The 23,513-nt window shown below is 59.4% G+C and carries 18 protein-coding genes and 1 pseudogene; 6 read left to right on the forward strand and 13 right to left on the reverse strand.

Features of this window, described 5'->3' with window-relative positions; translation table 11 throughout:
* Positions 1–8: 8 nt before the first annotated feature.
* From ACSBQQ_RS10895 to ACSBQQ_RS10905, 3 genes are read right to left on the reverse strand one after another with little or no spacing between them, the layout of a single operon-like run.
* Positions 9–2,603: a fimbria/pilus outer membrane usher protein gene (locus ACSBQQ_RS10895; protein WP_033646825.1), complete on the reverse strand. Its 2,595-nt coding sequence runs from the start codon at positions 2,601–2,603 to the stop codon at positions 9–11.
* Between the two features lie 12 nt (positions 2,604–2,615).
* Positions 2,616–3,302: a fimbrial biogenesis chaperone gene (locus ACSBQQ_RS10900; protein ID WP_033646826.1), complete on the reverse strand. Its 687-nt coding sequence runs from the start codon at positions 3,300–3,302 to the stop codon at positions 2,616–2,618.
* 48 nt (positions 3,303–3,350) lie between these two features.
* Positions 3,351–3,893, reverse strand: coding sequence for a fimbrial protein (locus ACSBQQ_RS10905; protein WP_033647475.1), 543 nt, complete (start codon positions 3,891–3,893; stop codon positions 3,351–3,353).
* Between the two features lie 512 nt (positions 3,894–4,405).
* Here ACSBQQ_RS10905 and ACSBQQ_RS10910 point away from each other — a divergent pair.
* The 3 genes from ACSBQQ_RS10910 (at position 4,406) to ACSBQQ_RS10920 (ending at position 7,546) form a co-directional block, all read left to right on the forward strand.
* On the forward strand, positions 4,406–5,122 hold the full coding sequence (locus tag ACSBQQ_RS10910) for an EAL domain-containing protein (protein WP_033637688.1): 717 nt from the start codon (positions 4,406–4,408) through the stop codon (positions 5,120–5,122).
* A 21-nt stretch (positions 5,123–5,143) separates the two neighbouring features.
* Positions 5,144–5,734 (forward strand): LuxR family transcriptional regulator, encoded by a 591-nt coding sequence (locus ACSBQQ_RS10915; RefSeq protein ID WP_004939094.1) that lies wholly within the window; start codon positions 5,144–5,146, stop codon positions 5,732–5,734.
* A gap of 186 nt (positions 5,735–5,920) precedes the next feature.
* Entirely contained in the window at positions 5,921–7,546 is a 1,626-nt protein-coding gene (locus ACSBQQ_RS10920; RefSeq protein WP_049196260.1) for an FMN-binding glutamate synthase family protein, read from the forward strand.
* 109 nt (positions 7,547–7,655) lie between these two features.
* Here ACSBQQ_RS10920 and betA read toward each other — a convergent pair whose 3' ends face one another.
* From betA to betI, 3 genes are all read right to left on the reverse strand, one after another.
* Entirely contained in the window at positions 7,656–9,323 is a 1,668-nt protein-coding gene (betA, locus tag ACSBQQ_RS10925) for a choline dehydrogenase (protein ID WP_060426551.1), read from the reverse strand.
* 137 nt (positions 9,324–9,460) lie between these two features.
* Positions 9,461–10,933, reverse strand: a complete 1,473-nt coding sequence (betB, locus tag ACSBQQ_RS10930; RefSeq protein WP_033653381.1) for a betaine-aldehyde dehydrogenase — start codon at positions 10,931–10,933, stop codon at positions 9,461–9,463.
* A 14-nt stretch (positions 10,934–10,947) separates the two neighbouring features.
* Complete coding sequence (gene betI / locus ACSBQQ_RS10935; protein ID WP_004939107.1) at positions 10,948–11,550, reverse strand: transcriptional regulator BetI; 603 nt, start codon at positions 11,548–11,550, stop codon at positions 10,948–10,950.
* 399 nt (positions 11,551–11,949) lie between these two features.
* Here betI and ACSBQQ_RS10940 point away from each other — a divergent pair, with 399 nt between their 5' ends.
* Positions 11,950–13,989, forward strand: coding sequence for a choline transporter (locus ACSBQQ_RS10940; RefSeq protein WP_033653535.1), 2,040 nt, complete (start codon positions 11,950–11,952; stop codon positions 13,987–13,989).
* Between the two features lie 44 nt (positions 13,990–14,033).
* Here ACSBQQ_RS10940 and ACSBQQ_RS10945 read toward each other — a convergent pair whose 3' ends face one another.
* The 4 genes from ACSBQQ_RS10945 to ACSBQQ_RS10960 form a co-directional block, all read right to left on the reverse strand.
* The gene (locus tag ACSBQQ_RS10945) at positions 14,034–14,504 is read right to left on the reverse strand and encodes a YkgB family protein (protein WP_033637683.1); all 471 of its coding nucleotides are present in this window, start codon (positions 14,502–14,504) and stop codon (positions 14,034–14,036) included.
* Between the two features lie 65 nt (positions 14,505–14,569).
* Positions 14,570–14,860, reverse strand: coding sequence for a pentapeptide MXKDX repeat protein (locus ACSBQQ_RS10950; RefSeq protein WP_039566869.1), 291 nt, complete (start codon positions 14,858–14,860; stop codon positions 14,570–14,572).
* Positions 14,861–14,919: 59 nt separating this feature from the next.
* Entirely contained in the window at positions 14,920–15,696 is a 777-nt protein-coding gene (locus tag ACSBQQ_RS10955) for a molybdopterin-dependent oxidoreductase (protein ID WP_039566870.1), read from the reverse strand.
* Between the two features lie 10 nt (positions 15,697–15,706).
* Entirely contained in the window at positions 15,707–16,318 is a 612-nt protein-coding gene (locus tag ACSBQQ_RS10960) for a cytochrome b/b6 domain-containing protein (RefSeq protein ID WP_039566871.1), read from the reverse strand.
* 150 nt (positions 16,319–16,468) lie between these two features.
* Here ACSBQQ_RS10960 and ACSBQQ_RS10965 point away from each other — a divergent pair, with 150 nt between their 5' ends.
* Both ACSBQQ_RS10965 and ACSBQQ_RS10970 read left to right on the forward strand, forming a co-directional pair.
* Entirely contained in the window at positions 16,469–17,182 is a 714-nt protein-coding gene (locus ACSBQQ_RS10965; RefSeq protein ID WP_039566873.1) for a response regulator transcription factor, read from the forward strand.
* Between the two features lie 3 nt (positions 17,183–17,185).
* Positions 17,186–18,652: pseudogene (locus ACSBQQ_RS10970) on the forward strand (HAMP domain-containing sensor histidine kinase).
* Here ACSBQQ_RS10970 and ACSBQQ_RS10975 read toward each other — a convergent pair.
* Genes ACSBQQ_RS10975 through ACSBQQ_RS10985 form a run of 3 tightly spaced genes read right to left on the reverse strand, consistent with a single transcriptional unit; the run spans position 18,649 to position 23,470 of the window.
* Positions 18,649–19,308: a fimbria/pilus periplasmic chaperone gene (locus ACSBQQ_RS10975; RefSeq protein ID WP_049233507.1), complete on the reverse strand. Its 660-nt coding sequence runs from the start codon at positions 19,306–19,308 to the stop codon at positions 18,649–18,651. The pseudogene ACSBQQ_RS10970 and the gene ACSBQQ_RS10975 overlap by 4 nt on opposite strands.
* An 18-nt stretch (positions 19,309–19,326) precedes the next feature.
* Positions 19,327–20,961, reverse strand: coding sequence for a fimbrial adhesin EcpD (gene ecpD / locus ACSBQQ_RS10980; RefSeq protein ID WP_039566874.1), 1,635 nt, complete (start codon positions 20,959–20,961; stop codon positions 19,327–19,329).
* On the reverse strand, positions 20,951–23,470 hold the full coding sequence (locus ACSBQQ_RS10985; protein ID WP_039566876.1) for a fimbrial biogenesis outer membrane usher protein: 2,520 nt from the start codon (positions 23,468–23,470) through the stop codon (positions 20,951–20,953). Before ACSBQQ_RS10985 ends, ecpD begins: the two co-directional genes overlap by 11 nt.
* Positions 23,471–23,513: the final 43 nt, after the last annotated feature.

Raw genomic sequence — 23,513 nt, forward strand, 5'->3', positions numbered from 1 at the left:
GGTGTACCTTACAGTTTTTGGCATTGCAGGGTCAGTTCCTGATATCCCATGGCCGCTTGTTTGTCGCCCACGTCCGCCGGGATCGGCAGTACGCATTGCTGGTCGGCTTTCGGCCCCCATTTGATCGTCAGTTTCTCACCCGCTTTCACGCCGGAAACATAGGTTGCGCCTTCCAGGCCCACGGTGCCGCTGTTGCGGCCGGACTCGTTGAACACGCCGGCGCCGATGGCCGGATAACCGTTGTCACCCAGACGAGCGTGAATCAGCAGGCTGACGCCCTTGAAGGTATCGAAACTCACCTTCACCACCGATTTCTCGGTCGGCACCACTTGCTTACTGGCCACAGGCACATCCAGGCCCGGGCCGAAATCTTCGGTGCGCAGCGCCACATAGTTGTAGCGGTACGGGTTGGCCGACGGCACAACCGCATAACCGAAGCGATCGATGGTCACGCCCGGCTGGTTTTCCAGACGCACGCCTTTGGCGTCTTTCGCTTCCACCAGCAAGATAGTGTTCTGCAACGGCTGCGTCAGCGTCGCGCCGCCGGAGTGCACCAGCAGGCCGCCGGAGAGGCCCACCCCTTCCTGACGGTATTTCGAGCTGTAGGCATAGCTACCGTCGATGTTACCGATGCTGCTGCTGTAGCCCAGGTTCAGGTTGCTGCTCTGACCGGAGGACTGCGTATGCCCGGTGGAAACCGAATAGTTCATGCGACGATCGTCCAGCATGGTGCCGCTGATGCCGGTCGAGTAGCTGTCGCCGCTCTGTTTGCTGTGCGCCGCGCTGAAGTTGGCAGTGGTCGAATTGTTGCTCTGGCCCCAATCCAACGGGATCGACATCGTGAAGTTCACGCTGCGATCGGAATAGCCGTACTGGCCGCGCGTATCCTGTAGATAAACGCCGTAGGAAATGCGCTTGAAGCCGTCGTTGTAACCCAGCTGAATCGTACGATCGTTACCGGATACGCCCCAGTAGTTCTGATGGCTCACGTTGGCGTACAGGCTGGCCCCCGCCCACAGCTGCTGGCTGAGCGACAGCTCGACGCGTTCGCGCTTGTTGCCGTAGCGCGCGGTGTATCGGGTGCGTTTCTGATTGTTGCTCCAGGAAGGCTGGCCCGGCTGCAGATCGTTCGGATCCCAGTAATCATTGGCATAAATGCCGTTGCGCCAGCTGTTACGCTCCTGGACCGCATCGCTGAGATCATAGTAACCGGAAGTCGCATAGCGATAGCCCGCCAACTGGAAGTTGGTGCCCATCTGGTTGAGCGATTTGGAGTACAGGAAACGGAAGCTCTGCCCCTGCTTGCGATCGCCGTTCGCCAGCTCGGTATCGGAGATCGAACCGTCCACGGAGATGGCACCCCACGATCCCAGGCTCTTACCGATACCCACGGCAGCGGAACGGTAGTGCTCGGCAATGATGGCGCCGCCGAACGGCGTCAGGCCATAGTTCATGCCGTATGCCGCAGTACCCTGAATCAGCTTCGGCTGATAGCCACCGTTACCGTTATGGTATTTACCGGCGGTCAGCTGGAAGTTCCAAATGCCTTCGCGCAGCATGTTGGCCACGGAAGAGTAGGCGACGCTGAACGTTTTGTGCGAACCGTCGGCCTCGTTGACGGTCACCTGCAGGTCACCGTTGTTGGTATGCGGATAGACGTCGTGGATCTCGAAAGGACCCGGCGCAACGTTGGTGCTGTAAATGACGTAACCGTTCTGGCGAATCTCGACGCGGGCGTTGGTCGCCGCCACGCCGCGCACCACCGGCGCATAACCGCGCAGGCTGTCCGGCAGCATGTCGTCAACGCTGGAGAGTTGCACCCCGCGGAACTGGAAGCTGTTGAACACGCTGTTGTTGGTGCTCGCCTGCCCCATCACCAAACGGCTGCGCCATGGCACGATGTCGGTCTCGGCCCAGGAAGAGACGTTGGTCCAGTTGCTGCTGCTGCCACTCTGTTTGTCCCAGGTGGAGTTGTTGCGCAGGCGCCATCTGCCCAGGTTAAGGCCGCTGTTCAACGCGAGGAACATGTACTCGCTGTCGTCAGCGTCATCTTTGCGATAGCTGTTCTTGTTGTAGTTGAAGTTATAGTTGGCGAACAGCGCGTTGATGCCTTCATCGTACATGCTTGGCGGGATCGCGCCGATAGCGCTCAGATCCATCATGGTCTGAGGCACGGAAATGTTGATCTGCTGCACCGCCGCGTCATAGCTGACGGTGGCGTCTTTAACCAACGCAGGCAGATCAACGCAGCTGCCGGCCTGCAGCGTTTCCGGCAGTTTGATGCCGTAGTTGCGCAGGTCTTCAACTTTCAGGCAGGGTTGAGACGCGGTCTGGCCTTTAACCTGACGAAAAGTAACATCCTTATGATCGACCTGAGTCAGGTTGACGTAGATGTCGAATGGGTAAACGCCCGGTTGCAAAGCATCGCCCTGAGCGACCGCTTCCGCATTGCTCAGGTTTTCATCGCCGTGAATAAACGACATGTTAAACTCTGCCAGCGCCGCTTCACTCCAGAACATCGGCGCACTGGCGGCAATGATTGCAATTCGGATCAGCTGTGTCAGCCGCGTCGTTCCGCCTGCTACTTTTCGTTGATTTGCCATTCCCTGTCTCTCTTATTGTACTGGAACGTCCTTGACTTCCGTTCTACCGCCAAAATCGTTGATATAACTGAAAGCAATCTTGTTGCCAACGCTGACGCCCGCCGGGATGCTGATCGATAAGCGATCTTTCGGGCTCACCATGTTGGCGTCCACATCCACGGTCTTGCCCGCGCTGTTTTTCAAATGCAGCGCCCCAAAGGTAATATGCAGCGGGCCATCGTTAATCACTTGCAGACGTGAACCTTCACGCTGCCAACGCAAGTTTTGTACTTGCTCGTCCAGCGTCGTTTTCAACGCCACCGGCCGGTAAAAAAGTTTGATTCGAGTACGCACCGCAACCTGCAGCACGTTTTCTTGCTTCGGCGCCGGCGGAATTTCCTGCACGTTAATCCACAGCAGGGTTTCTTTATCCTGAGGTAAGCCATTACCGGAATAGATAAAGCGCAGAACTGCAGTTTTGGCAGCGTCCAATTTCAGAATCGGTGGAACGACAACGACAGGCAGATTTTTCGGCACTTGGTTTCTGTCACCGGTGTCCAGCCAGGTCTGCACCATATAAGCTTCTGAAGCATCGTTATGAATCGGCAGAGAGGCGGATTTGTCGTCGCCTTTATAGATCACGCGAGTGGCATCTACCTGGATACCGGCGTAGCTGTTAAAGGTGCCCAGCATCAGCAGAGCAGCAAAGAACTTTTTCATCGGTTTCCTCTACGGGCCATCCTTGGCCGTGTGTGTCCTGAAAGACGATTATTTGTATTCGATAGTGAACGGGCTGGTGGCGTTAGCCAGACCTGCAGTTACGTTGCTGTCGAATGAACGGTAACGAGCCTGCAGGTTGAAGGTCGCTTTACCGTCAGCAGCGATGGTGACTTTCGCTACGTCGTCGTTGATGTTGGAACCGTCGCCGATAGCGAATGGCTTGCCGTTGTTATCGGTGATTTCGATACCCACGCCGGTAGCTGCAGCGCCAGTGCCGCCAACGTTGCTTACGGACAACAGGTCTGGGTTGCCGGCAACGGTGTTACCGTCGAAACGCAGGCTGTAATCACCGGCATCACATTTTTCCAGAGAGATCTGGAAAGCTTTAGAAGCGGATTTAGAACCCACGGTTGGGAAAGCAGAAGTTGGGTAAGTACCCAGGTAAACTTCTTTATTCTGAGTATCGCTAGTTACCTGGCAGGTAGACTGTTTGATTTCACCGGTGAATTTAACAGTGCCGTTTGCTGCCATTGCGTTGGAAGCAGTTGCAGACAATACCAGGGCAGCCAAAGGCAATAATACTTTTTTCATTTCCAGCTCCATAGAACAATAAAATAATCGATTCAGTGGCGGGCTTATATATATTGCCGCCACTGAGCATACACTCAGCGATAGCACTCCCTTGCTGAAAAGGAGCGTTGCCTCGATGAACTCATTGCCGGACGAAATATAGACTAAGCATATTCTTAATGTTAAATCGTTTAAAACATTCATAAGGCCTCTCTTGATAGGAATAAACTATCGGCGAATACCTATCGATCGATGTTGACGATTCATATGAATAGGAATAATCTGTGTTTGGGAAAGCTGCAGAGTTCAAGATTTTGCATTAAGGCCTGAAAATCAGCATATTATCCCGAATATTTACATTTAGTAACATATTGCGACATTTGGACTTTGGCACGAATTACGCGTTAAATGGTCTGTCGACACGCTTCGGCCATTCTGGCGCTTTAAATAAGAAATTTACCAATAAACCTGGAGTAACTTTCTTTTTAATCATTTAAAATCAACAAGTTAAATATCAATCCAAGGATTGGGAAATGAGCGGTTCTTTCAGAGAGAAAAATAACGGCATTAATTATGTTTTTCAGCCAATGTTCGCGAAATCGGGACAATTGCTGGCCGTCGAATGTCTGTCTCGCTTTACGTTTAATAGCGAATACGCTCATTTTTCTCCTGAACAGTTCTTTCGCCACGCCGATAGCGCCACCCGGATTGAGATTTTGATGGATCAGATCAATCTGATCGATAAATACAAACACTGGTTTCATGAAAACCAAGTGATAGCCACTTTGAATGTTGACGATTATTCTCTGCAATCGCTGGCGAATACTCACTTTGCCGAAAGAATTAATGCCATGCGCTGTATTCATTTCGAGATCAGCGAGAATTCAACCCGGCTGGTGAAAGATCGCGTGCACGGCGATCCGTCATTGAATAGTTATTCATTTTGGCTCGATGATTTTGGTTCTGGCTATGCGGGTTTTTCCGCGTTGTACAACAGCCAGTTCCGCTTCGTTAAGCTCGACCGTTTTCTGCTCTGGGACTTCATGAAAAAGTCCGGCGGCGAGGGCTTGATGCGCGCATTACTGCGCTTCTTTTACCTTAATCATTACAAGGTAATTATCGAAGGAGTTGAAACTCCCGAACACAAGAAATGGCTGGATGAAATGCCATATTACGCACTGCAGGGAAAGCTGTGGAAGGAATCCAGCATCAAGGATTTGAACTCGCTTCTTACAGCTGAATACTTTTAACTCGGTATTGGTGTTTGCCCTATGTCTAAAAACAACGTTCTTGTGATTAGTGAGTGTAAGTACAGCTATGTTGGCCTGTCGGTGCTGCTGAAGAAACACTACGGCGCGTACGATATCCGCCTGTTTTCCGATTTCATGCACGGCGGCGCCAAAGCAGAGAAGATCACCAAGCACGATATCGCGCTGATTTTCACCTCGCAAAACCTGGAGCAGAGCGTTAACGTGATCGAAAGCCTGGTGTCCCTGCACCAGCAGTACAACAGCAAAACGCGCCTGTTGGTGTTCTACGACGACGAGCGCGTGGTGAAACTGCTGTCGATCCTGGGGATTTCCGTTGAGTTGGTCTCCACCCGCATTCCGCTTTATTCGCTGCAGGAAAAAATCCAGCGGCTGCTGGAAAGCAAGGAGCCGGGCGGCATCAGAGTGCAGAAAACCCGCGAGCTCAGCCCGGCGGAAAGCGACGTGATCTTCAATCTGCTGCGCGGCGACAGCCTGCTGCACATTGCGGAAAAGCGCGGCACGCACCCAAAAACCATCTTTTCGCAGAAATACAGCGCGATGAAAAAGCTGCGGCTGCGCAGCATGAGCACCATCTTCGTCGCCGGCAAATAAACATCCTGGCTTGTTGCGCGGTACGCCGCGCGGCAACCCGTCTCCCCTGCCGCCACGTTAAATTAATGTAACAACCGGCGACAAAGCAGCAACAGACACACAACATCTCCTCCTGTTGGCTACGATTCGCACACGGATTATCCGTGAGTCATGTCGTGTGGATTAAAATAAACATCAGGAGATGTTATGAAGTCGTCCTTATTCAGCCGCTATACCTGCTTTGTACTGAGCATCTTGCTCACCCTGGCTTTCTTGATCATGATGCACAACTATCCGTGGTTCTGGCTGCCGGCCCTGGCCTGCGGTTGCCTGATGGTGTTGGGTATCTACGATCTCACCCAGCAGCGCCACGCCATCTGCCGTAACTACCCGATCATCGGCCGCATGCGCTTCTTCTTCGAGTTCATCCGCCCGGAACTGCGCCAGTATTTCCTCGAGCAGGATAATGAAGAGATCCCGTTTTCGCGCACCCAGCGCACGCTGGTGTATCGCCGGGCGAAAAACGAGATGGGCGACAAACCGTTCGGCACCCTGCTGGACGTCTACCAAACCGGCTATGAGTGCATCGGCCACTCCATGCGGCCGGTGGAAGCCGCCGACCCGACCAGTTTCCGCATCACCATCGGCGGCGCCGACTGCCGCCAGCCCTACTCCGCGTCGATCTTCAACATTTCTGCCATGAGCTTCGGCGCGCTCTCCGCCAACGCCATTCGCGCGCTCAACCTCGGCGCGGCCAAGGGCAATTTCTACCACGACACCGGCGAGGGCAGCATCAGCCGCTATCACCGTGAAAACAACGGCGATCTGGTGTGGGAGCTGGGCAGCGGCTATTTCGGCTGCCGCACCGCCGACGGCCATTTCGATCCGCGGCGCTTTGCCGAACAGGCGCAAAGCCCGCAGGTGAAAATGATTGAAATCAAGCTCAGCCAGGGTGCCAAACCCGGCCACGGCGGCATTCTGCCGGCGAAAAAGGTGGATGCGGAAATCGCCGCCACCCGCGGCGTGCCGGAAGGCGTCGATTGCATCTCGCCGGCGTCGCACAGCGCCTTCACCACTCCGCTGGAAATGATGCATTTCATACAACAGCTGCGCGAGCTGTCAGGCGGCAAACCGGTCGGTTTCAAGCTGTGCATCGGCCACCCGTGGGAGTTCGTCGCCATCGTCAAGGCGATGCTGCACACCCGCATCCTGCCGGATTTCATCGTGGTGGACGGCAAGGAAGGCGGCACCGGCGCCGCGCCGCTTGAGCTTTCCAACTATATGGGCATGCCGCTGCGCGAAGGGCTGCTGTTCGTGCATAACACGCTGGTAGGCTGCGGCCTGCGCGACCAGATCAAGATAGGCGCCAGCGGCAAGATCATCAGCGCGTTCGACATCGCCAGCGTGCTGGTGCTCGGCGCCGATTGGGTGAACTCGGCGCGCGGCTTTATGTTCGCCGTCGGCTGCATCCAGTCGCAGAGCTGCCACACCAACCACTGCCCGACCGGCGTAGCGACGCAAGATCCGCTGCGGCAAAAGGCGCTGGTGGTGCCGAACAAGGCGGAACGCGTCTACCACTTCCATCAAAATACGGTGAAAGCGCTGGCGGACATGTTGGCGGCGGCCGGCGTCAGCCGCCCGGAGCAGCTGACCTCGCACCATATGCTGCGCCGCATCACGCCGACCGAGATCAAGGTGTACGCCGATATCTATTACTACCTGGAGCCGGGCGCGCTGCTGCAACCGGAGATCAAAAGCGAGTTCTACGCCCGCATGTGGCGCATGGCGACGCCCACCAGTTTCGATCAGGCGATCTCGCTGCCGGCGGCATGATGGGATAAGGAATAAAAAGAGAGTTGCCCCCTCGCCTTGGGGAAGAGCATATGGAGAGGGGTTGCTTGCTACGGCGGCCCTCCCCCTCAACGGCGAGAGGGCGTGTCGGTTACTGTTTGCGCACCGGCGCATCGCCGGCGACGTAATAGTCGGCGGTGCTGCGCGGCAGCGGCGCGCGCTGGCGAATGCTATCGGCTAACTTCTCGGCGATCATGATGGTGGTGGCGTTCAGGTTGCCGGTGATGATCAGCGGCATGATCGACGCATCCACCACCCGCAATCCTTCCATGCCGTGCACCCGGCCCTGCCCATCGACCACCGCCATCTCATCCTCGCCCATCTTGCACGAGCAGGACGGGTGGAAGGCGGTTTCGGCGTGCTCGCGCACGAAGGCGTCCAGCTGCTCGTCTGTCTGCACTTCCGGCCCCGGGCTTATCTCGCGGCCACGGTATTCGTCCAAAGCCGGCTGCGCCATGATCTCGCGCGTGATGCGAATAGCGTCGCGGAACTCCTGCCAATCCTGTTCGGTCGACATGTAGTTGAACAGAATGCTCGGGTGCTGGCGCGGATCTTTCGACTTCACCTGCACCCGGCCGCGGCTCGGCGAACGCATCGAGCCGACATGCGCCTGGAAGCCGTGCTCTTTAACCGCGTTGCTGCCGTTGTAGTTAATCGCCACCGGCAGGAAGTGATACTGAATGTTCGGCCAGGCGAATTCTGCGCGGCTGCGGATGAAGCCGCCGGCCTCGAACTGGTTGCTGGCGCCAACGCCGGTACCGTTGAACAGCCATTCCGCGCCGATCTTCGGCTGGTTGAACCATTGCAGCGCCGGGTACAGCGACACCGGTTTCTTACAGGCGTACTGCAGGTACATCTCCAGGTGATCCTGCAGGTTTTCCCCGACGCCCGGCAGATCGTGCACCACCTTGATATCCAGGCTGTTCAGCAGCGCCGCCGGGCCGACGCCCGAACGCTGCAGGATCTGCGGCGAGGCGATGGCGCCGGCGCACAGCAGCACTTCGCGCCGCGCTTTGGCGTGGGTCAGTTGATTGCTGTCGCCCTGCAAATAGTTGACGCCCACCGCACGCTTGCCGTCGAACACAATGTGGTCGGTCAGCGCATGGGTGACGATCTTCAGGTTCGGCCGCGAACGCGCCTGATCCAGATAGCCGCGGGCGGTGCTGGCGCGGCGCCCTTTCGGCGTCACGGTGCGATCCATCGGGCCGAAGCCTTCTTGTTGGTAACCGTTCAGATCGTCGGTGCGCGGGTAACCCGCCTGCACGCCGGCTTCCACCATGGCGTGGAACAGTTCGTTGTTACCGGCTTTCGGCGTGGTGACGCTCACCGGACCCTCGCCGCCGTGATAGTCGTTCGGGCCGATATCGCGGGTTTCCGCCTTGCGGAAATACGGCAGGCAGTCCAGATAGGTCCAGTCTTCCAGACCCGGCGCTTTGGCCCAGTTATCGAAGTCCATCGCGTTGCCGCGAATGTAACACATGCCGTTGATCAGGGACGAACCGCCCAGCCCTTTGCCGCGGCCGCATTCCATCCGGCGATTGTTCATGTGCGGCTCAGGATCGGTCTCATACGCCCAGTTATAGCGGCGGCCCTGCAGCGGAAACGCCAGCGCGGCCGGCATCTGGGTACGGAAATCCATCCGGTAATCCGGGCCGCCGGCTTCCAGCAGCAGGACGCTGACGTCGGCGTCCTCGGTCAATCGGGTGGCTAACACGTTGCCGGCGGAACCGGCACCGATAATGATGTAGTCAAATTCCATTCATTATCTCCTTACTTTATAGAGGCCTGGTCAGGCAAAGACGCGAAGCGCGACTCGGCAACAGGCTGTGTATTTTGGCTCTCTAGAGATTGTCGGCCGCAGCCAACGCGGCTGCGGCTCGAAAGACGGCGGGAAGATCAGAATACCGAGGCGTATTCGCCCAGCTCAACCTGCACCGATTTGATCTGGGTGTAGTGTTCCAGCGTAGTCAGGCCGTTCTCGCGGCCAACGCCGGACTGCTTGTAGCCGCCGACCGGCATTTCCGCCGCCGACTCGCCCCAGGTGTTGATCCAGCAAATGCCGGCTTCCAGCTGGTGGATCACGCGGTGCGCGCGCGCCAGATCGTTGGTCACCACGCCCGCGGCCAGGCCGAAGGTGGTATCGTTGGCGCGGCGCACCACTTCCTCTTCGCTCTGGTAGCTGAGAATGCTCATCACCGGCCCGAAGATCTCCTCGCGCACGATTTCCATGTCGTCGCGGCAGTCGCTGAATACCGTCGGCGCCACGTAAGCGCCCTTGCCGAATTCGCCGTGGGTGACGCGTTCGCCGCCGCACAGCAGGCGCGCGCCGCTGTTCTTGCCGCTTTCGATAAAGCGCAGCACCGATTCCATGTGCGCGAAGCTGACCAGCGGCCCGAAGTTGGTCTGCGGATCGGTCGGATCGCCGAGGCGAATGCGCTTCACGCGCTCGAGGATTTTCGCCTCAAACTGCGCCTGCAGCGCCGCCGGCACGAAGACGCGGGTGCCGTTGGTGCACACCTGGCCGGAGCTGTAGAAGTTGGCCATCATGGCGATATCGGCGGCGCGATCCAGATCGGCGTCGTCGAAGATAATCAGCGGCGACTTGCCGCCCAGCTCCATGGTGACTTCCTTCAGCGTCGACCCCGACGCGTTGGCCATCACCTTCTTGCCGGTTTTCACCCCGCCGGTGAAAGAGACTTTGGCGATGCCCGGATGGTCAGTCAGGTACTGCCCAACTTCCGCGCCGCTGCCGGTCACCACGTTGAAGACACCGTCCGGCAGGCCGGCTTCGGTGTAAATTTCCGCCAGCTTCAGCGCCGTCAACGACGTGACTTCGCTCGGCTTGAAGATCATCGCGTTGCCCGCCGCCAGCGCCGGCGCGGACTTCCACAGCGCGATTTGAATCGGGTAGTTCCAGGCACCGATGCCGGCCACCACGCCCAGCGGTTCGCGGCGGGTGTAGACGAATGAGGTTTCGCGCAGCGGGATCTGTTCGCCTTCAATGGCCGGGATCAGGCCGGCGTAATACTCCAGCACGTCGGCGCCGGTGACGATGTCCACCGCGGTGGTTTCCGACATCGCTTTGCCGGTATCCAGCGTTTCCAGCGCCGCCAGCTCATCGTTGCGCTCGCGCAGAATATCCACCGCGCGGCGCAGGATGCGCGAACGCGCCATCGCCGTCATCGCCGCCCACACCTTCTGCCCGCTGGCCGCGCTGGCCACTGCACGATCGACGTCTTCAGCGCCGGCGGCCTGGACTTCTGCCAGAACTTCGCCGTTCGCCGGGTTGATGGCGTTGAAGGTTTTTCCAGCGGTGCTGTCTACATAGGCGCCATGAATATAGAGCTTCTGCAAGCCAAAACGGGACATAGGATCTCCTTGAGTTATCCTCCGGGCGGCGTCTGCCCCCGGAGTTGGAACGTGATGTATTCGGTCGTGAGCGCCAGCGCCTGCGCCTGATTGAACGCCGAGCCGCGCAGCGCGCTGCGCAGCCACAGTCCGTCGATCAGCGCCGCCAGCCCCTTGGCCGCCAACCGCGCCTGCGGCTGCGGCATGACGCGGCGAAACTCGGCGCACAGGTTGGAATAGAGCCGGCGGCCGTTCACCTGCTGCAGCCGGTTGAGCTGCGGTTGGTGCAGACTGCTGGCCCAAAAGGCCAGCCAGGTCTTCATCGCCGCGCTGTTGATCTGGCTGTCGTCGAAGTTGCCGGCGACGATCGCCTGCAGCCGCGCCGCCGGGCTGTTATCGGTCAGCGCCTGCAAACGCAGCTTCACCGCCTCGCCCAGATGGCTGATCAGATAGCGCATCGTGGCTTCCAGCAGGCCGTTCTTGTCCTTGAAATAATGGCTGATGATGCCGTTGGAAACGCCGGCCCGCCGCGCGATCTGCGCGATGGTGGCGTCATGCATTCCCACTTCGTTTACCGCGGCGAGCGTGGCATCAATCAACTGCTGCCTTCTGATTGGCTGCATTCCTACCTTTGGCATATTTCGACTCTCACAAAACCGACTTCGGCCTTATCTCAGCGGGCAAATTTCACTGCCGTTTCGCCCGTGATTCAGGTCATCATGGGGACTATTAAACTTTTTTTTGATTGAACGTTCAATAAAAATTGCATATATTTTATTGCCGCCTGGTTAAAAATTTGTACTATCTGGTTGTGGAACTGGCTGATTTTTGTGAGGTAATTAACGAATCTGACCAAAATCAGTGGCTGTAAGCGGTTCCCGCCGCGAAGCGCGCCGGCGCTTCGTTAACAGGCGAAAGCGGCGTTACTCAGGCCCTCCTGATGGGGTGGCCGCCGCCTTCATTCGCCCGTTTTCCGGCGGCGCCAACGCGCCCCGAAATGCGGAGCGGCACGATTTTACTCAGTTCAGAGGATGACGATGACAACACGCGAAACCTCCTCCAAACCGCAGCAGGACCGCCTCAACCCTGTGGTTTTCTTCACCTCGGCGGGGCTGATCCTGGCCTTCTCGCTGATGACCATCTTTTTCACCGACTTCTCCGGGCAGTGGATCACCCGCACGCTGAATTGGGTGTCGACCACCTTCGGTTGGTACTACCTGCTGGCGGCGACGCTGTACATCGTGTTCGTGGTGTTTATCGCCGCTTCGCGCTTCGGTTCGATCAAGCTCGGGCCGGAGCAGTCCAAGCCGGAGTTCAGCCTGATGAGCTGGGCGGCGATGCTGTTCGCCGCCGGCATCGGCATCGACCTGATGTTCTTCTCGGTCGCCGAGCCGGTGACCCAGTACATGATGCCGCCGGAAGGCGACGCGCAAACGCTGGAGGCCGCGCGCCAGGCGATGGTCTGGACGCTGTTCCACTACGGCCTGACCGGCTGGTCGATGTATGCGCTGATGGGCATCGCCCTCGGCTACTTCAGCTATCGCTACAATCTGCCGCTGACCATCCGCTCGGCGCTGTACCCGATCTTCGGTAAGCGCATCAATGGCCCGATCGGCCACAGCGTGGATATCGCCGCGGTGCTCGGCACCATCTTCGGCATCGCCACCACGCTGGGCATCGGCGTGGTGCAGCTCAACTACGGCCTCAAGGTGCTGTTCGAGATCCCGGAAAACCTGACGGTGCAGGGCTCGCTGATCCTGCTGTCGGTGATCATGGCCACCATCTCGGTCACCTCGGGCGTCAACAAGGGCATCCGCATCCTGTCCGAGCTGAACGTGCTGCTGGCGCTGGGCCTGATCCTGTTCGTGCTGTTCTTCGGCGACACCGAGTTCCTGCTCAATGCGCTGGTGCTCAACGTCGGCGATTACATCAACCGCTTTATGGGCATGACGCTCAACAGCTTCGCCTTCGATCGGCCGGTGGAGTGGATGAACAACTGGACGCTGTTCTTCTGGGCCTGGTGGGTGGCGTGGTCGCCGTTCGTCGGCCTGTTCCTGGCGCGCATCTCGCGCGGGCGCACCATTCGCCAGTTCGTGGTCGGCACGCTGATCATTCCGTTCGTGTTCACCCTGCTGTGGCTGTCAATCTTCGGCAACAGCGCGCTGTACCAGATCATTCACGGCAACGCCGAGTTTGCGCAGGAAGTGATGCAGTTCCCGGAGCGCGGCTTCTACAGCCTGCTGGCGCAATACCCCGGCTTCACCTTCAGCGCCTCGGTGGCCACCATCACCGGCCTGTTGTTCTACGTCACCTCGGCGGACTCCGGCTCGCTGGTGCTGGGCAACTTCACCTCGCGCCTGGCCGACATCAATAATGATGCGCCAAACTGGCTGCGGATTTTCTGGTCGGTGGCCATCGGCCTGCTGACCATCGGCATGCTGATGACCGATGGCGTGCCGGCGCTGCAGAAAACCACGGTGATCATGGGCCTGCCGTTCAGCTTCGTGATCTTCTTCGTGATGGCCGGGCTGTATAAATCGCTGCGGGTGGAAGACTACCGCAAGGCTAGCGCGCTCAGCACCCTGGCGCCGGTGCCGGTCTCCAGCCACGACGTGCTCAACTGGAAACAGCGCCTGTCGCGGGTGATGAACTACCCGGGCACCCAGTACACGCAGAAAATGTTGGATAAAGTCTGCCGCCCGGCAATGCAGGACGTGGCGCGCGAGCTGGAGCTGCGCGGCGCGAAAGTGGAGTTCAGTGAAGTGCCGCCGACCGAAGACGAGCGCCTGAACCACCTGGAGCTGCTGGTGCACCTGGGCGAGGAACAGAACTTCATCTATCAGATCTGGCCGATGCGCTACTCGGTGCCGGGCTTCACCTACCGCGCCCGCTCCGGCAAGTCGCACTACTACCGGCTGGAAACCTTCCTGATGGAAGGCACCCAGGGCAACGACCTGATGGACTACAGCAAGGAACAGGTGATTGGCGATATCCTCGACCAGTACGAGAAGCACCTGAACTTCCTGCACATTCATCGCGAAGCGCCGGGGGGCACCCTGACCTTCCCGGATATGTGACGGTCGATCAATAACCAGAGGGCGTAGCCAGGCTACGCCCTTTTTTATGCCTGCTCGGCCGGCAAATCGGCTTTCAGCAGCACCAGGGAACCGGCCAGCAACACCAGATCCTTGATCAAAAAGCTGGTGGCGCCGGCCATGGCCGGAAAACCGCCGGCGGAAGGCTCCCAGGCACCCGGCGTGGAAAATATCAGCGTCAGCGTGGTCAGGTAGGTCACCGTCGAACCGATCGCCCCCAGCAACCCCAGCCGCCGCGACCAGAATCCCGCCAGCAGCAGCAAACCGAAGCTCCACTCAGCGACGCCCAGCGCATAGCTGGCGCCGCGGATGCCGAACGCCTGATGCATCCAGCTCAGCAGCGGGCTGTTGCCGATCAGCGGCACCAGCCCCTGCGCCTCGTAATCAAACCATTTGGCGTAGCCGAAGGCGGCGAAGATCACCACCAGCGCCGCGCGCATAAAGATAACGTCCCCGTTCGAGCGCTGAAAGCGCCGCAGCCATGTCGCCAGCATCATCCTCTCTCCTTATGTTGCCCACGGCCACCGCGGATCGCCCGCTGGCGGCCGCGGAGTGCGGCGGCTTAGTGCCCCATCGCGTCCTTCTTCATTTCGTCTTTCTTCATGCCGTCTTTGGCCATACCGTCTTTCGCCATGCCATCCTTTTTCATGGCGTCTTTGCCCATCTTGTCTTTCTTCATGCACTCCTTGCCCATGCACTCTTTCTTCATCCCATCTTTCGCCATGCCGTCGTGCGACATCTGGCTCATGCCGTCCTTTTCCATCGCGTCTTTGCTCATGCCATCAGCGGCGTTGGCGCCGGCTACGCCCAGCATCAGCGCGCTGCACATCATCATTGCGAATAACTTTTTCATGGTATTTCCTTCCGTCATGTCAAAGGCACCGGAGTGCCGGAGAATGGCCGGCGGCCGCCTCAGCTGCCGCCAAACCAGTTGTAGCCCTGGTCTTCCCAGTAACCGCCCGGGAAGCGGTTGGTGACCTCGATCACCTGAATGTGTTTCGGGTTCTTGTAACCCAGCTTGGTCGGCATGCGCAGCTTCATCGGGTAGCCGTACTTGCGCGGCAAGATCTGGCCGTCATAAGTCAGCGCGATAATCGTCTGCGGATGCAGCGCGGTGGCCATGTCGATGCTGGTGTAGTAGTCGTCGGCGCATTTGAAGCTGACGTAGCGGGCGCTCAGATCCGCGCCAATCACCTTGAGAAAGGTCGCGAACGGCACGCCGCCCCACTTGCCGATGGCGCTCCAGCCCTCGACACAGATATGGCGCGTCACCTGGCTGACCTGCGCCATCCGGTGCAGCTGCGGCAGGCTCCAGGCGCGTTTGTCCTGCACCAGTCCCGCCACCTCCAGCCGGTAGTCGTCGCCGTTGATGTCCGGCGCGTCCTCCTCGGCGTAGAAAGCGTTGAACGGAAACGGCCGGGTGATCATCGATTCCGGGTAGACCGGCGCCAGGCGCTCGCCGTCGAACAGCCAGCCCTGCACCCGATCGTTGAAGCGCGACATGCGGCTAAGTGCCTGTTCGACGTTGGCGTTGTCGCTGAGATCGCAGCCGGTGAGCATGGCGATGCCGCCCAGCGTCAGGCCATTGCGCAGAAAGCGGCGGCGGGATGACGCGCTCAACAGCCGCTGCGCTTCTTTGACGATCGCCTGCCCTTCATCGATCGTCATGATCTGTTTATCCTTTTCCATCATTCACTCCTTAGCGTCCGCGCAGCATGGCCAGCAGCGTGCGCGGCACCAGCGCCACCATCACCAGGTGAATCGCGACGAAGGCCACCAGCGCCGACATGGCGAAAAAGTGGATATAGCGCGCCGCCTCATAGCCGCCGAGCAGCGTGCGCAGCAGCGGAAACTGCACCGATTTCCACAGCACCAGCCCGGACAGCGCGCTCATCACGCCGAGGATCATCACCGACAGATAGGCCACGCGCTGCACCATGTTGTAGTGGCGCAGGTCGGCGTGTTGCAGCCTGCCGCGCAGCGCGGCGCCCATATCGGCGAGAAACTGCCGTGGGCTGAGCGGCCAATATTTGCGTTTGAAACGCCCGCTGGCCAGGTTGATCAGCAGATAGCACAGCCCGTTGACGCCGAACAGCCACATGCCGGCGAAGTGCCACTGCAGCGCGCCGCCCAGCCAGCCGCCGAGCGTCAGCTCATTGAGAAAGCTGAAGTTGAACAGCGGCGAGGCGTTGTAGATGCGCCAGCCGCTGGTCACCATGATCAGCATCGCCAGCGCATTCAGCCAGTGCGTCAACCGCAGCCACAGCGGATGCACCGTCTGTCGTTGTTCCGGGGTGAGAGTGAGGTTCATGCGAACTCCTGGCGACCAATGAGGCGATGAGCCGAGTATTCCCCGGATTTGTTCCCCAAGACCTCACGCAAAGTTAAATAAAATGTGATAACTCCGCCGGTGGGGGTTGTGTAGACTTCAGAGAGAAACGGGCAATCAGCGGTAATGAGAATGGACAAGCCAAAACGAATTTTGATCGTCGAGGACGACGGCGACATCGCCGAACTGCTGCAGCTGCATCTGCGCGACGAGGGTTACGCCATCAGCCACGCCGCCGACGGCAACCGGGGCATGGCGATGCTGGAACAGGGCGGCTGGGACGCCCTCATCCTCGATCTGATGCTGCCGGGCGTGGACGGATTGGAAATTTGCCGCCGGGCGCGCACCATGACGCGCTACACGCCGATCATCATCATCAGCGCACGCTCCAGCGAGGTACACCGCGTGCTGGGGCTGGAACTGGGCGCCGACGACTATCTGGCCAAGCCCTTCTCCATGCTGGAGCTGGTGGCGCGGGTCAAGGCGCTGTTCCGCCGCCAGGAAGCGATGAGCCGCAACCTGCGCATGGACGCCGGCGTGCTCAGTTTCAACGATCTGACCATCGATCCCATCGCCCGCGAAGTGTACCTGCACCAGCAGCCGGTCGAGCTGACGCCGCGCGAATTCGACCTGCTGTACTTTTTCGCCCGCCACCCGGGTCAGGTGTTCTCGCGCCTGAGCCTGTTGAATCAGGTCTGGGGCTATCAGCACGAGGGGTATGAGCACACCGTCAACACCCATATCAACCGGCTGCGCATCAAAATAGAGCGCAACCCGGCGGAACCCGAGCGCATCCTCACGGTGTGGGGCATGGGCTATAAATTCGCGGCCGCGCCGCAAGAGTGAGCCATGAAAAACCTTACGTTAGCGCAACGCCTCACGCTGATCTTCGCGCTGCTGATCGTCATCGGCTGCGCCTTTTCCGGCTGGATGCAGGTGCGCAGCAGCACCCAATATAGCCAGGCAGTGATCCAGCGCCTGTCCGGCAACCTGGCGCAGCATATTGCCGACAGCAACCCGCTGCTGGGGGTGAACGGGCCTGATCCGCAGGCGGTGCATACCCTGTTCGATCAGCTGATGGCGGTGAATCCCAGCGTTGAGGTTTACCTGCTCGACAAACAGGGCACGATTATCGGCAACGCCGCGCCGGCCGGGCATCTGAAGCGGCAGCGGGTCGCGCTGCCGCCGCTGCAGGCGCTGCTCGGTGGCGCGCCGATGCCGGTGTATGGCGACGATCCGCGCAGCGCGGACGGGCGCAAGGTGTTCAGCGTCGCGCCGCTAAAGGTTGATGGCCGGATCGAAGGCTATCTGTACGTGGTGCTGCTCGGCGAAGAGTACACGGCGCTGGCCAGCAACGCCCAGTTCAACTCGGCGGTCAGGATGGCGCTGTGGACCTCCGGGCTGATGGTGCTGTTCAGCCTGCTGGCCGGCGGTTTGGCGTTTTATTGGGTGACGCGCCCTATCCGTCGCCTGACCCGGCAGGTCAGCGCGCTGGACAGCGGCGGCATCGAGGCGGTGCAGGCCTACGCATCGCTGCCGGCGGTCAGGGCCGGGCGCGACGAAGTCAGCCAGCTGCAGCAGGCCTTCCACCGCATGGCGCAGCGCCTTGCCGAACAGTGGCAAACGCTGGCGCAGCAGGATCGGCTGCGGCGCGAGTTCATCGCCAACGTCTCGCACGATCTGCGCACCCCGCTCACCTCGCTGCACGGCTATCTGTAGACGCTGTCGGTCAAAGCCGCCACCCTGAGCGAAGCCGATCGGCAGCGCTACCTGGAGATCGCGCTGGCGCAGAGCCGCAAGGTGGGCAAGCTGGCGCAGGAGCTGTTCGAGCTGGCGCGGCTGGAGTATGGCGTGGTGAAACCGCAGAAAGAGCCCTTCTCCCTCAGCGAGCTGTTGCAGGACGTGTTCCAAAAGTTCGAGCTGGCGGCGGAGGCGCGCAACCAGCGGCTGCACGCTGACATCGCCCCCGGCATTCCGCCGGTGTTCGCCGATCTCAGCATGATTGAGCGGGTGCTGACCAACCTGTTGGACAACGCCATTCGCCATACGCCGCCCGGCGGCGACATCGGCGTGCGGCTGTGGCGGCAGGACGATCGGGTGATGGTGCAGGTCAGCGACAGCGGCCCTGGTATTCCGCAGACGCTGCGCGCCGATCTGTTCGTGCGCCCGTCTGTCCTGAGCGGCGCCCGGCGCCCTTCCGGCGGGCTGGGGTTGATGATCGTGCGGCGCATTTTGCAGCTGCACGACAGCGATATTCAGCTGATCGAACAAGCGCAAAGCGGTGCCTGTTTCCGGTTTGCCATTCCGCCGCGTTAATCGAGGCAGCTGCGATCGACGCTGATAAATTTGTCGTTATAGATAATGAATTTCTGCCCCTTCAGCCGAATACCGGCATGGGTCAGCGTATCGCCGGGGCGCAGGTATTCGGTGACGCCCTCTTCATCCGTGCTGTTGCAGCCCGGCTTGAGCAGGAACTTGAAGTAGGTGTTGCCGGTGTTGGTGAGCGTACCGCGCTGGGTATCGAGCCGATAGGCAAAGTTTACCTGACGCGGGCGCACCACCAGAATGGTGTCCATCACCACGATCGGCTCCAGGTTGACCCCGGCGCCCCGACGCGGCCCCGGCTCGAACAATCGGGTCGGCACTTCGCGAAATGACACCCGGTAATAACGCTCGCGATTATCCTGCGGCCCGCGGTAGAAAAACTTGTAGTACTCCGCCTGCCCGGCCTGCAGAGTCAGCTGGCGCGGCGCGAACAGCAGTTCGCCATCCGCCGGCCGGCTGCGCACCTCGCGCTCTCCCGGCCGATCGATGGCGCGAATGCTCACCTGATACAGGCGCGCGCTGCGGTTGTTATTCAACACCCGCTTGGCGGTGAATGAGCGATCCTGATCCATGGCAAACGTCAGGGTGCCGACATTGATTGCAGCGGCGGTAAAGGGGAAGGACAAACACAGCAACCCTATCAGCATAAGTTTCACGCTCTGCCCTCAATTGATGTTGCGCCAGGTGGCTTCGACATGAATTTCACCGGCGGCGCTGACGTCGCCGTACCAACCGTTGCCGTCGACGGTTCTCAGCGAGATCGGATTATTCATCGGAATACTAAAGGTCACGCGGGTCTTGTTCAGCACCCCCACTTCGCCGGAAATATCATTCCACGGGGTGCTGCTCCAGAGCGCATTAGTCATGTCGTGCCACTGGCCATCGCAGCCGGCGGCGAAGCTCTGCTGGCCGTTGGTGCTGGTGGTGATGCCGAGGGTGGCGGGAAACGGCACCTGGGTACTGTTATCCGCGGAAGAAAAGAGGCAATAGTTCACCCCGTTGATCGCCTGAGTCGGCCCGGTCGCCATCACCCTCACCTGATCGGCGGCGGTTTTGCCGCTGGTAGTCACCAGGTAGCCGAACTCCAGCGCCGGCTCCGTCGGGCCGACATAACCTTCACGATGAGGGCTGTTGTCGTAATCATCGGAAATAATGCTGATGCTGAAATCGCGCGGCTTGATAATCAGCTGGTTTGAGGTGGAAAACTCATACCATCCCGACTCCGGCGAGGTGGTGTTCTGAAAACGGAAATTGATCAGATCGCGGGTGCCGCTGTCGGAAATCCCCAGCGCAACCATCTGTTTGAAGAAGTTACTGGAGAAGAACACATAGACGGCATTGCTGCTCTTCAGTTCGTTAAAGGTATAGTAGCTGCCGGTGCCCGACGTGTTTTTCCAGGTGTTGCCGTTCAGACTGAACTGCAGGTCGGCGGCGTTCACCGCGGATGACAGCGCCGCATGGTTAATCGCCGGGAAAACATGAATCGAGGTATTGCTGACGCTGCCGTCGGTCTGCAAATCATAGCTGACCATCTTGCACATGATGCCCGAGCGGGCGCCGATAGTCTGGTTCTTGCAATCGGCATTGCCCTCGCCGATGATCGGCACCCCATCGCTGTTGACGAACACCTCCGATACGGCGTTGGTATTGATAAAGCGCAGGTGCGCCGCCTTGCTGTGCGTGACGGTGCGCTTGTACCAGCTGCCGCTGGCCTGATCCTGGCAGCGGCCGCCGGCCGCGGCGTCGTAAGCCACCGACGTTTGGCAACCGTTGACCTGCATGCTGAAAGCGTCACCCGCCGCCATCTGCTTCAGATACTGATAGAAGCTCGGCGACATCATGCCGTGCATCCATTTTGCGCCGCCGGGCGTGACCACGGCGCCGTAAAATCCCTTTTCGTCGGTGGTCTGCGGCAGAATCAAGCTGGTATCCATATTGCAACCGGCATACCAGTTGATGCAACGCAAGCCGAGGAACGGATTCTTTATCGGCGCATTTTCCAGCCACATGTCATAGCGCCAGTTGGCATTCAGCCCCGTGTTGTAACCATTGTCCACGTACCCCAGGCTCTGCTGATAGATAGTGCCGGAACCGCCGTATTTCAGCCCGGTCCACTTGTTGGCGCCGGTCATGCGCGGATCCAGCCCGCCGGCCGGCGTAACGAAAAAGTTGTCGTCGGCGTTGTTCTCCACGAAGACAAATTTCATTACCGCCGCATCCGGCCAGTTGGTCTGGCTGACCGCCGCCTGCAGCGCGGGGGTGACCAGCGCCAACAACAACAGCGCAACGTTAGCTCTCATGGTCAGACTCCCCGGATGACAGATTGCCCGCATAGGTTTTCAGCCCGGTGCAGATCACGTCGCCGACCCACACCGCGCCTTGCGCCTTGCTGAGATCCAAATCCACTTCGCACGTCTGATTGCCGCTGTGGGTAAAATCGATAACCGGGAATTTCTTGTCGACGTCCATGATAAATTCGCCTTTCTCATCGGTGCGGGTGCGGCCGATATGGTTCTTGATATAGGCGTTGGCCAGCAGCGTGCCGTCCTCCGCCTTGATGCGGCCGAACACCGTCACCATCTGTTTTATCTCCGGCGAGATCACCGCCACGTTGCCCGGATACAGGGTGAGCCTGCTCTTGCGCTTGGTGACGATGTCGAAGCTCTCCGCCGAGTTTTTGTTGTTCATCAGCTCAACGTCGTACTGACCGTAAGGCGACAAAGGCAGGTAATTCTTATTGCCGCTCAGCTTCACCATCCGGCCGTCAACCCGTGCGGTCAGCAGGCCGTCGTTTTCAATGCCGGTATTGAAGATAATCCCGGCGTTGCCTTCGTTGCGGCCGCTGATGGCAATATCACGCCCTTGCCAGCCCATGCTGCCGCTCGCGGTCAGGCTGCTGTTAACATAGCCGTCGGCGGAGCTGCTGACGTTGAGCGTGCCGGCAGAATACTTGGTGTCGAAGCGCGCATAGCCACCACCGTTGAAGCGGTTGTCGCCGCGGGTATCACCGGAAATCGCCCGCGACAGGTTGGCGCCCAGGGTGCGGATCGGCCCGTCCTTGATGTCCTTGCGCGCCGCCAGGTTGGCGGTGGTGTAGCCGTTCTGGTTGGAAACGCCGGCGCTGAGCCAGTTGCCCATCGGCAGCGAAAAATCGAGCGCGATGTACTTGCCGGTATTGGCGTTGCTGCTGCCGTTGTTGTAGCGTTGCACGCCCGCCCGCACGCCCAGCGTGCCAAAGCGGCCGGTAAAGATGTTCTGGTAATAGTCGGCGTTGTAATAGTGGCTGTCGTTCTTCTTATCGTCGTTGTAGCTGGCGCTCAGGGTGCCCAGCGGAGACCACAGCGCCCCCAGATTAAGGCTGCCGCCAACGGCGCGGTTATAGGCGTCATTTTGCAACAGACGATCGCCAATCTGCGTTTTCTCCTGATTGATCCATACGCTGCTGAAGCCGCCGGGCAAGGCGGCGCTGACGCTATTGACCAGGCTCCAGGAGCGATCGGAGGCCGCCATGTTTTGCAGGTTGATCTGAATCGACTCGGTCACCGGCAGGCTGACGCGGCTCTCGCCGACGGCGTTGCCGTCAAACGAATACCCCGACAGCGCCCAATTCAGCGTGTGCAGATTGCCGGTAGCCGAAGCGCCAAGCAAATAAGAGTCCTTTGCCGGGCGGTGGCGCTCTCGCTCGCCGCGCCAGTCGTCCATGCGCAGCATCCCGCCCCAGAATTGCCAGGCCAGCGGCGCATTGGCGCCGCGATTGGGGCTGAACAGTTTATTCACTCGCTGCATGCGTTTATCCACCACTTTGCCGTTGACCACGATCTCCACCTCGACGTCATAAATGCCGTAGGGCAGACTGCCGGTGTCCACTTCATGGTTGCCCATCGTGAAGTTTTGCACGCTGAGCAGCCGCCCATCGCGCGACAAATGCACCTCGCCGGCCGAGGGGAAAAAAACCACGATCGGCGTCAGCGATTGGGAATTATCGAATACCGTCGAGTTGGCGCGGTTGCCGTAGGACAGACCATAAATCTTGCTCGAGTTGATGGTGGTGACCGGCCCCAGCGACTGCAGATTCCAGCTGTCCAGCATGCCGGCGGCGAAACGGCGGCCGGCGAAATCACGCTCGTACATCGCTTTGTACAGCGTGGCGTTTTCATCGCCGCTGCCGATACCGTAGATGGAACCGTTCAACTCCACGTGGTGTTCACGCAACGCGGTAACGCTGTTGAGCGATAAATAACTGGAGGTATTGCCTTCGCTGGCGCGGGCCCGGTTATCGTAGACCCCGAGGCTATAATCCAGCGTGCTGCTTACGGCATCCACGCTGGACGCGCCGATGTCGCTGGAGCGGGCGCGCAGCACCGTTCCGAGCGCGGATTCCTTCACCACTAGCTGCAGGTTGAGCTGCCGGAAATCCAGCGCCAGCCAGGCGTCGTCCGCGATCCGGATATGCTGCTGCCGATCGAATGGCGCATCCTGCAAAGCCTGCAGCTGGCCGGCTATCGCCGCCGTCAGCCGGGCGCCGTCGTCGTTATCCTCCAGCGTCACCCGACGAATCGTTAGCCTGTCCTGATCCAGGTAGAGAAAGGCATGGCCGATGCGGCTGTCGTCTTTGACGCCATCGCTCTTTTCATAATGCAACAACAGCGGAATACTCATCCCCTCGCGCAACGCCAGGCTGAAGGTTTGCGGGATCAGCACGCCGTTAATCTGCGTCAAACCGGCCGCCATCGCCATACGGCCAGGCAACAGCGTCGGCAGCGCCAGCGCACCGGCAGCCAAAAGCGTTTTCAACAGCACAGCGTTCACATGCCACTCCTTGCGTGATTGTTTTGCATCCATCGTGGATAAC

This window comes from Serratia sp. G204Y (genome assembly GCF_051172435.1).
In the GTDB taxonomy this organism is placed as follows: Bacteria; Pseudomonadota; Gammaproteobacteria; order Enterobacterales; family Enterobacteriaceae; genus Serratia; species Serratia sarumanii.

Excerpts from the sequence above, each read along its gene's own strand:
- ACSBQQ_RS10900 (WP_033646826.1), bottom strand. The coding sequence starts at position 3,302 with ATGAAAAAGTTCTTTGCTGCTCTGCTGATGCTGGGCACCTTTAACAGC.
- ACSBQQ_RS10905 (WP_033647475.1), bottom strand. The coding sequence starts at position 3,893 with ATGAAAAAAGTATTATTGCCTTTGGCTGCCCTGGTATTGTCTGCAACT.
- ACSBQQ_RS10945 (WP_033637683.1), bottom strand. The coding sequence starts at position 14,504 with ATGATGCTGGCGACATGGCTGCGGCGCTTTCAGCGCTCGAACGGGGAC.
- ACSBQQ_RS10950 (WP_039566869.1), bottom strand. The coding sequence starts at position 14,860 with ATGAAAAAGTTATTCGCAATGATGATGTGCAGCGCGCTGATGCTGGGC.
- ACSBQQ_RS10955 (WP_039566870.1), bottom strand. The coding sequence starts at position 15,696 with ATGGAAAAGGATAAACAGATCATGACGATCGATGAAGGGCAGGCGATC.
- ACSBQQ_RS10975 (WP_049233507.1), bottom strand. The coding sequence starts at position 19,308 with ATGCTGATAGGGTTGCTGTGTTTGTCCTTCCCCTTTACCGCCGCTGCA.
- betB (WP_033653381.1), bottom strand. The coding sequence starts at position 10,933 with ATGTCCCGTTTTGGCTTGCAGAAGCTCTATATTCATGGCGCCTATGTA.
- betI (WP_004939107.1), bottom strand. The coding sequence starts at position 11,550 with ATGCCAAAGGTAGGAATGCAGCCAATCAGAAGGCAGCAGTTGATTGAT.
- ACSBQQ_RS10960 (WP_039566871.1), bottom strand. The coding sequence starts at position 16,318 with ATGAACCTCACTCTCACCCCGGAACAACGACAGACGGTGCATCCGCTG.
- ACSBQQ_RS10940 (WP_033653535.1), top strand. The coding sequence starts at position 11,950 with ATGACAACACGCGAAACCTCCTCCAAACCGCAGCAGGACCGCCTCAAC.
- ecpD (WP_039566874.1), bottom strand. The coding sequence starts at position 20,961 with ATGAGAGCTAACGTTGCGCTGTTGTTGTTGGCGCTGGTCACCCCCGCG.
- ACSBQQ_RS10920 (WP_049196260.1), top strand. The coding sequence starts at position 5,921 with ATGAAGTCGTCCTTATTCAGCCGCTATACCTGCTTTGTACTGAGCATC.
- ACSBQQ_RS10895 (WP_033646825.1), bottom strand. The coding sequence starts at position 2,603 with ATGGCAAATCAACGAAAAGTAGCAGGCGGAACGACGCGGCTGACACAG.
- ACSBQQ_RS10910 (WP_033637688.1), top strand. The coding sequence starts at position 4,406 with ATGAGCGGTTCTTTCAGAGAGAAAAATAACGGCATTAATTATGTTTTT.
- ACSBQQ_RS10915 (WP_004939094.1), top strand. The coding sequence starts at position 5,144 with ATGTCTAAAAACAACGTTCTTGTGATTAGTGAGTGTAAGTACAGCTAT.
- ACSBQQ_RS10965 (WP_039566873.1), top strand. The coding sequence starts at position 16,469 with ATGGACAAGCCAAAACGAATTTTGATCGTCGAGGACGACGGCGACATC.
- betA (WP_060426551.1), bottom strand. The coding sequence starts at position 9,323 with ATGGAATTTGACTACATCATTATCGGTGCCGGTTCCGCCGGCAACGTG.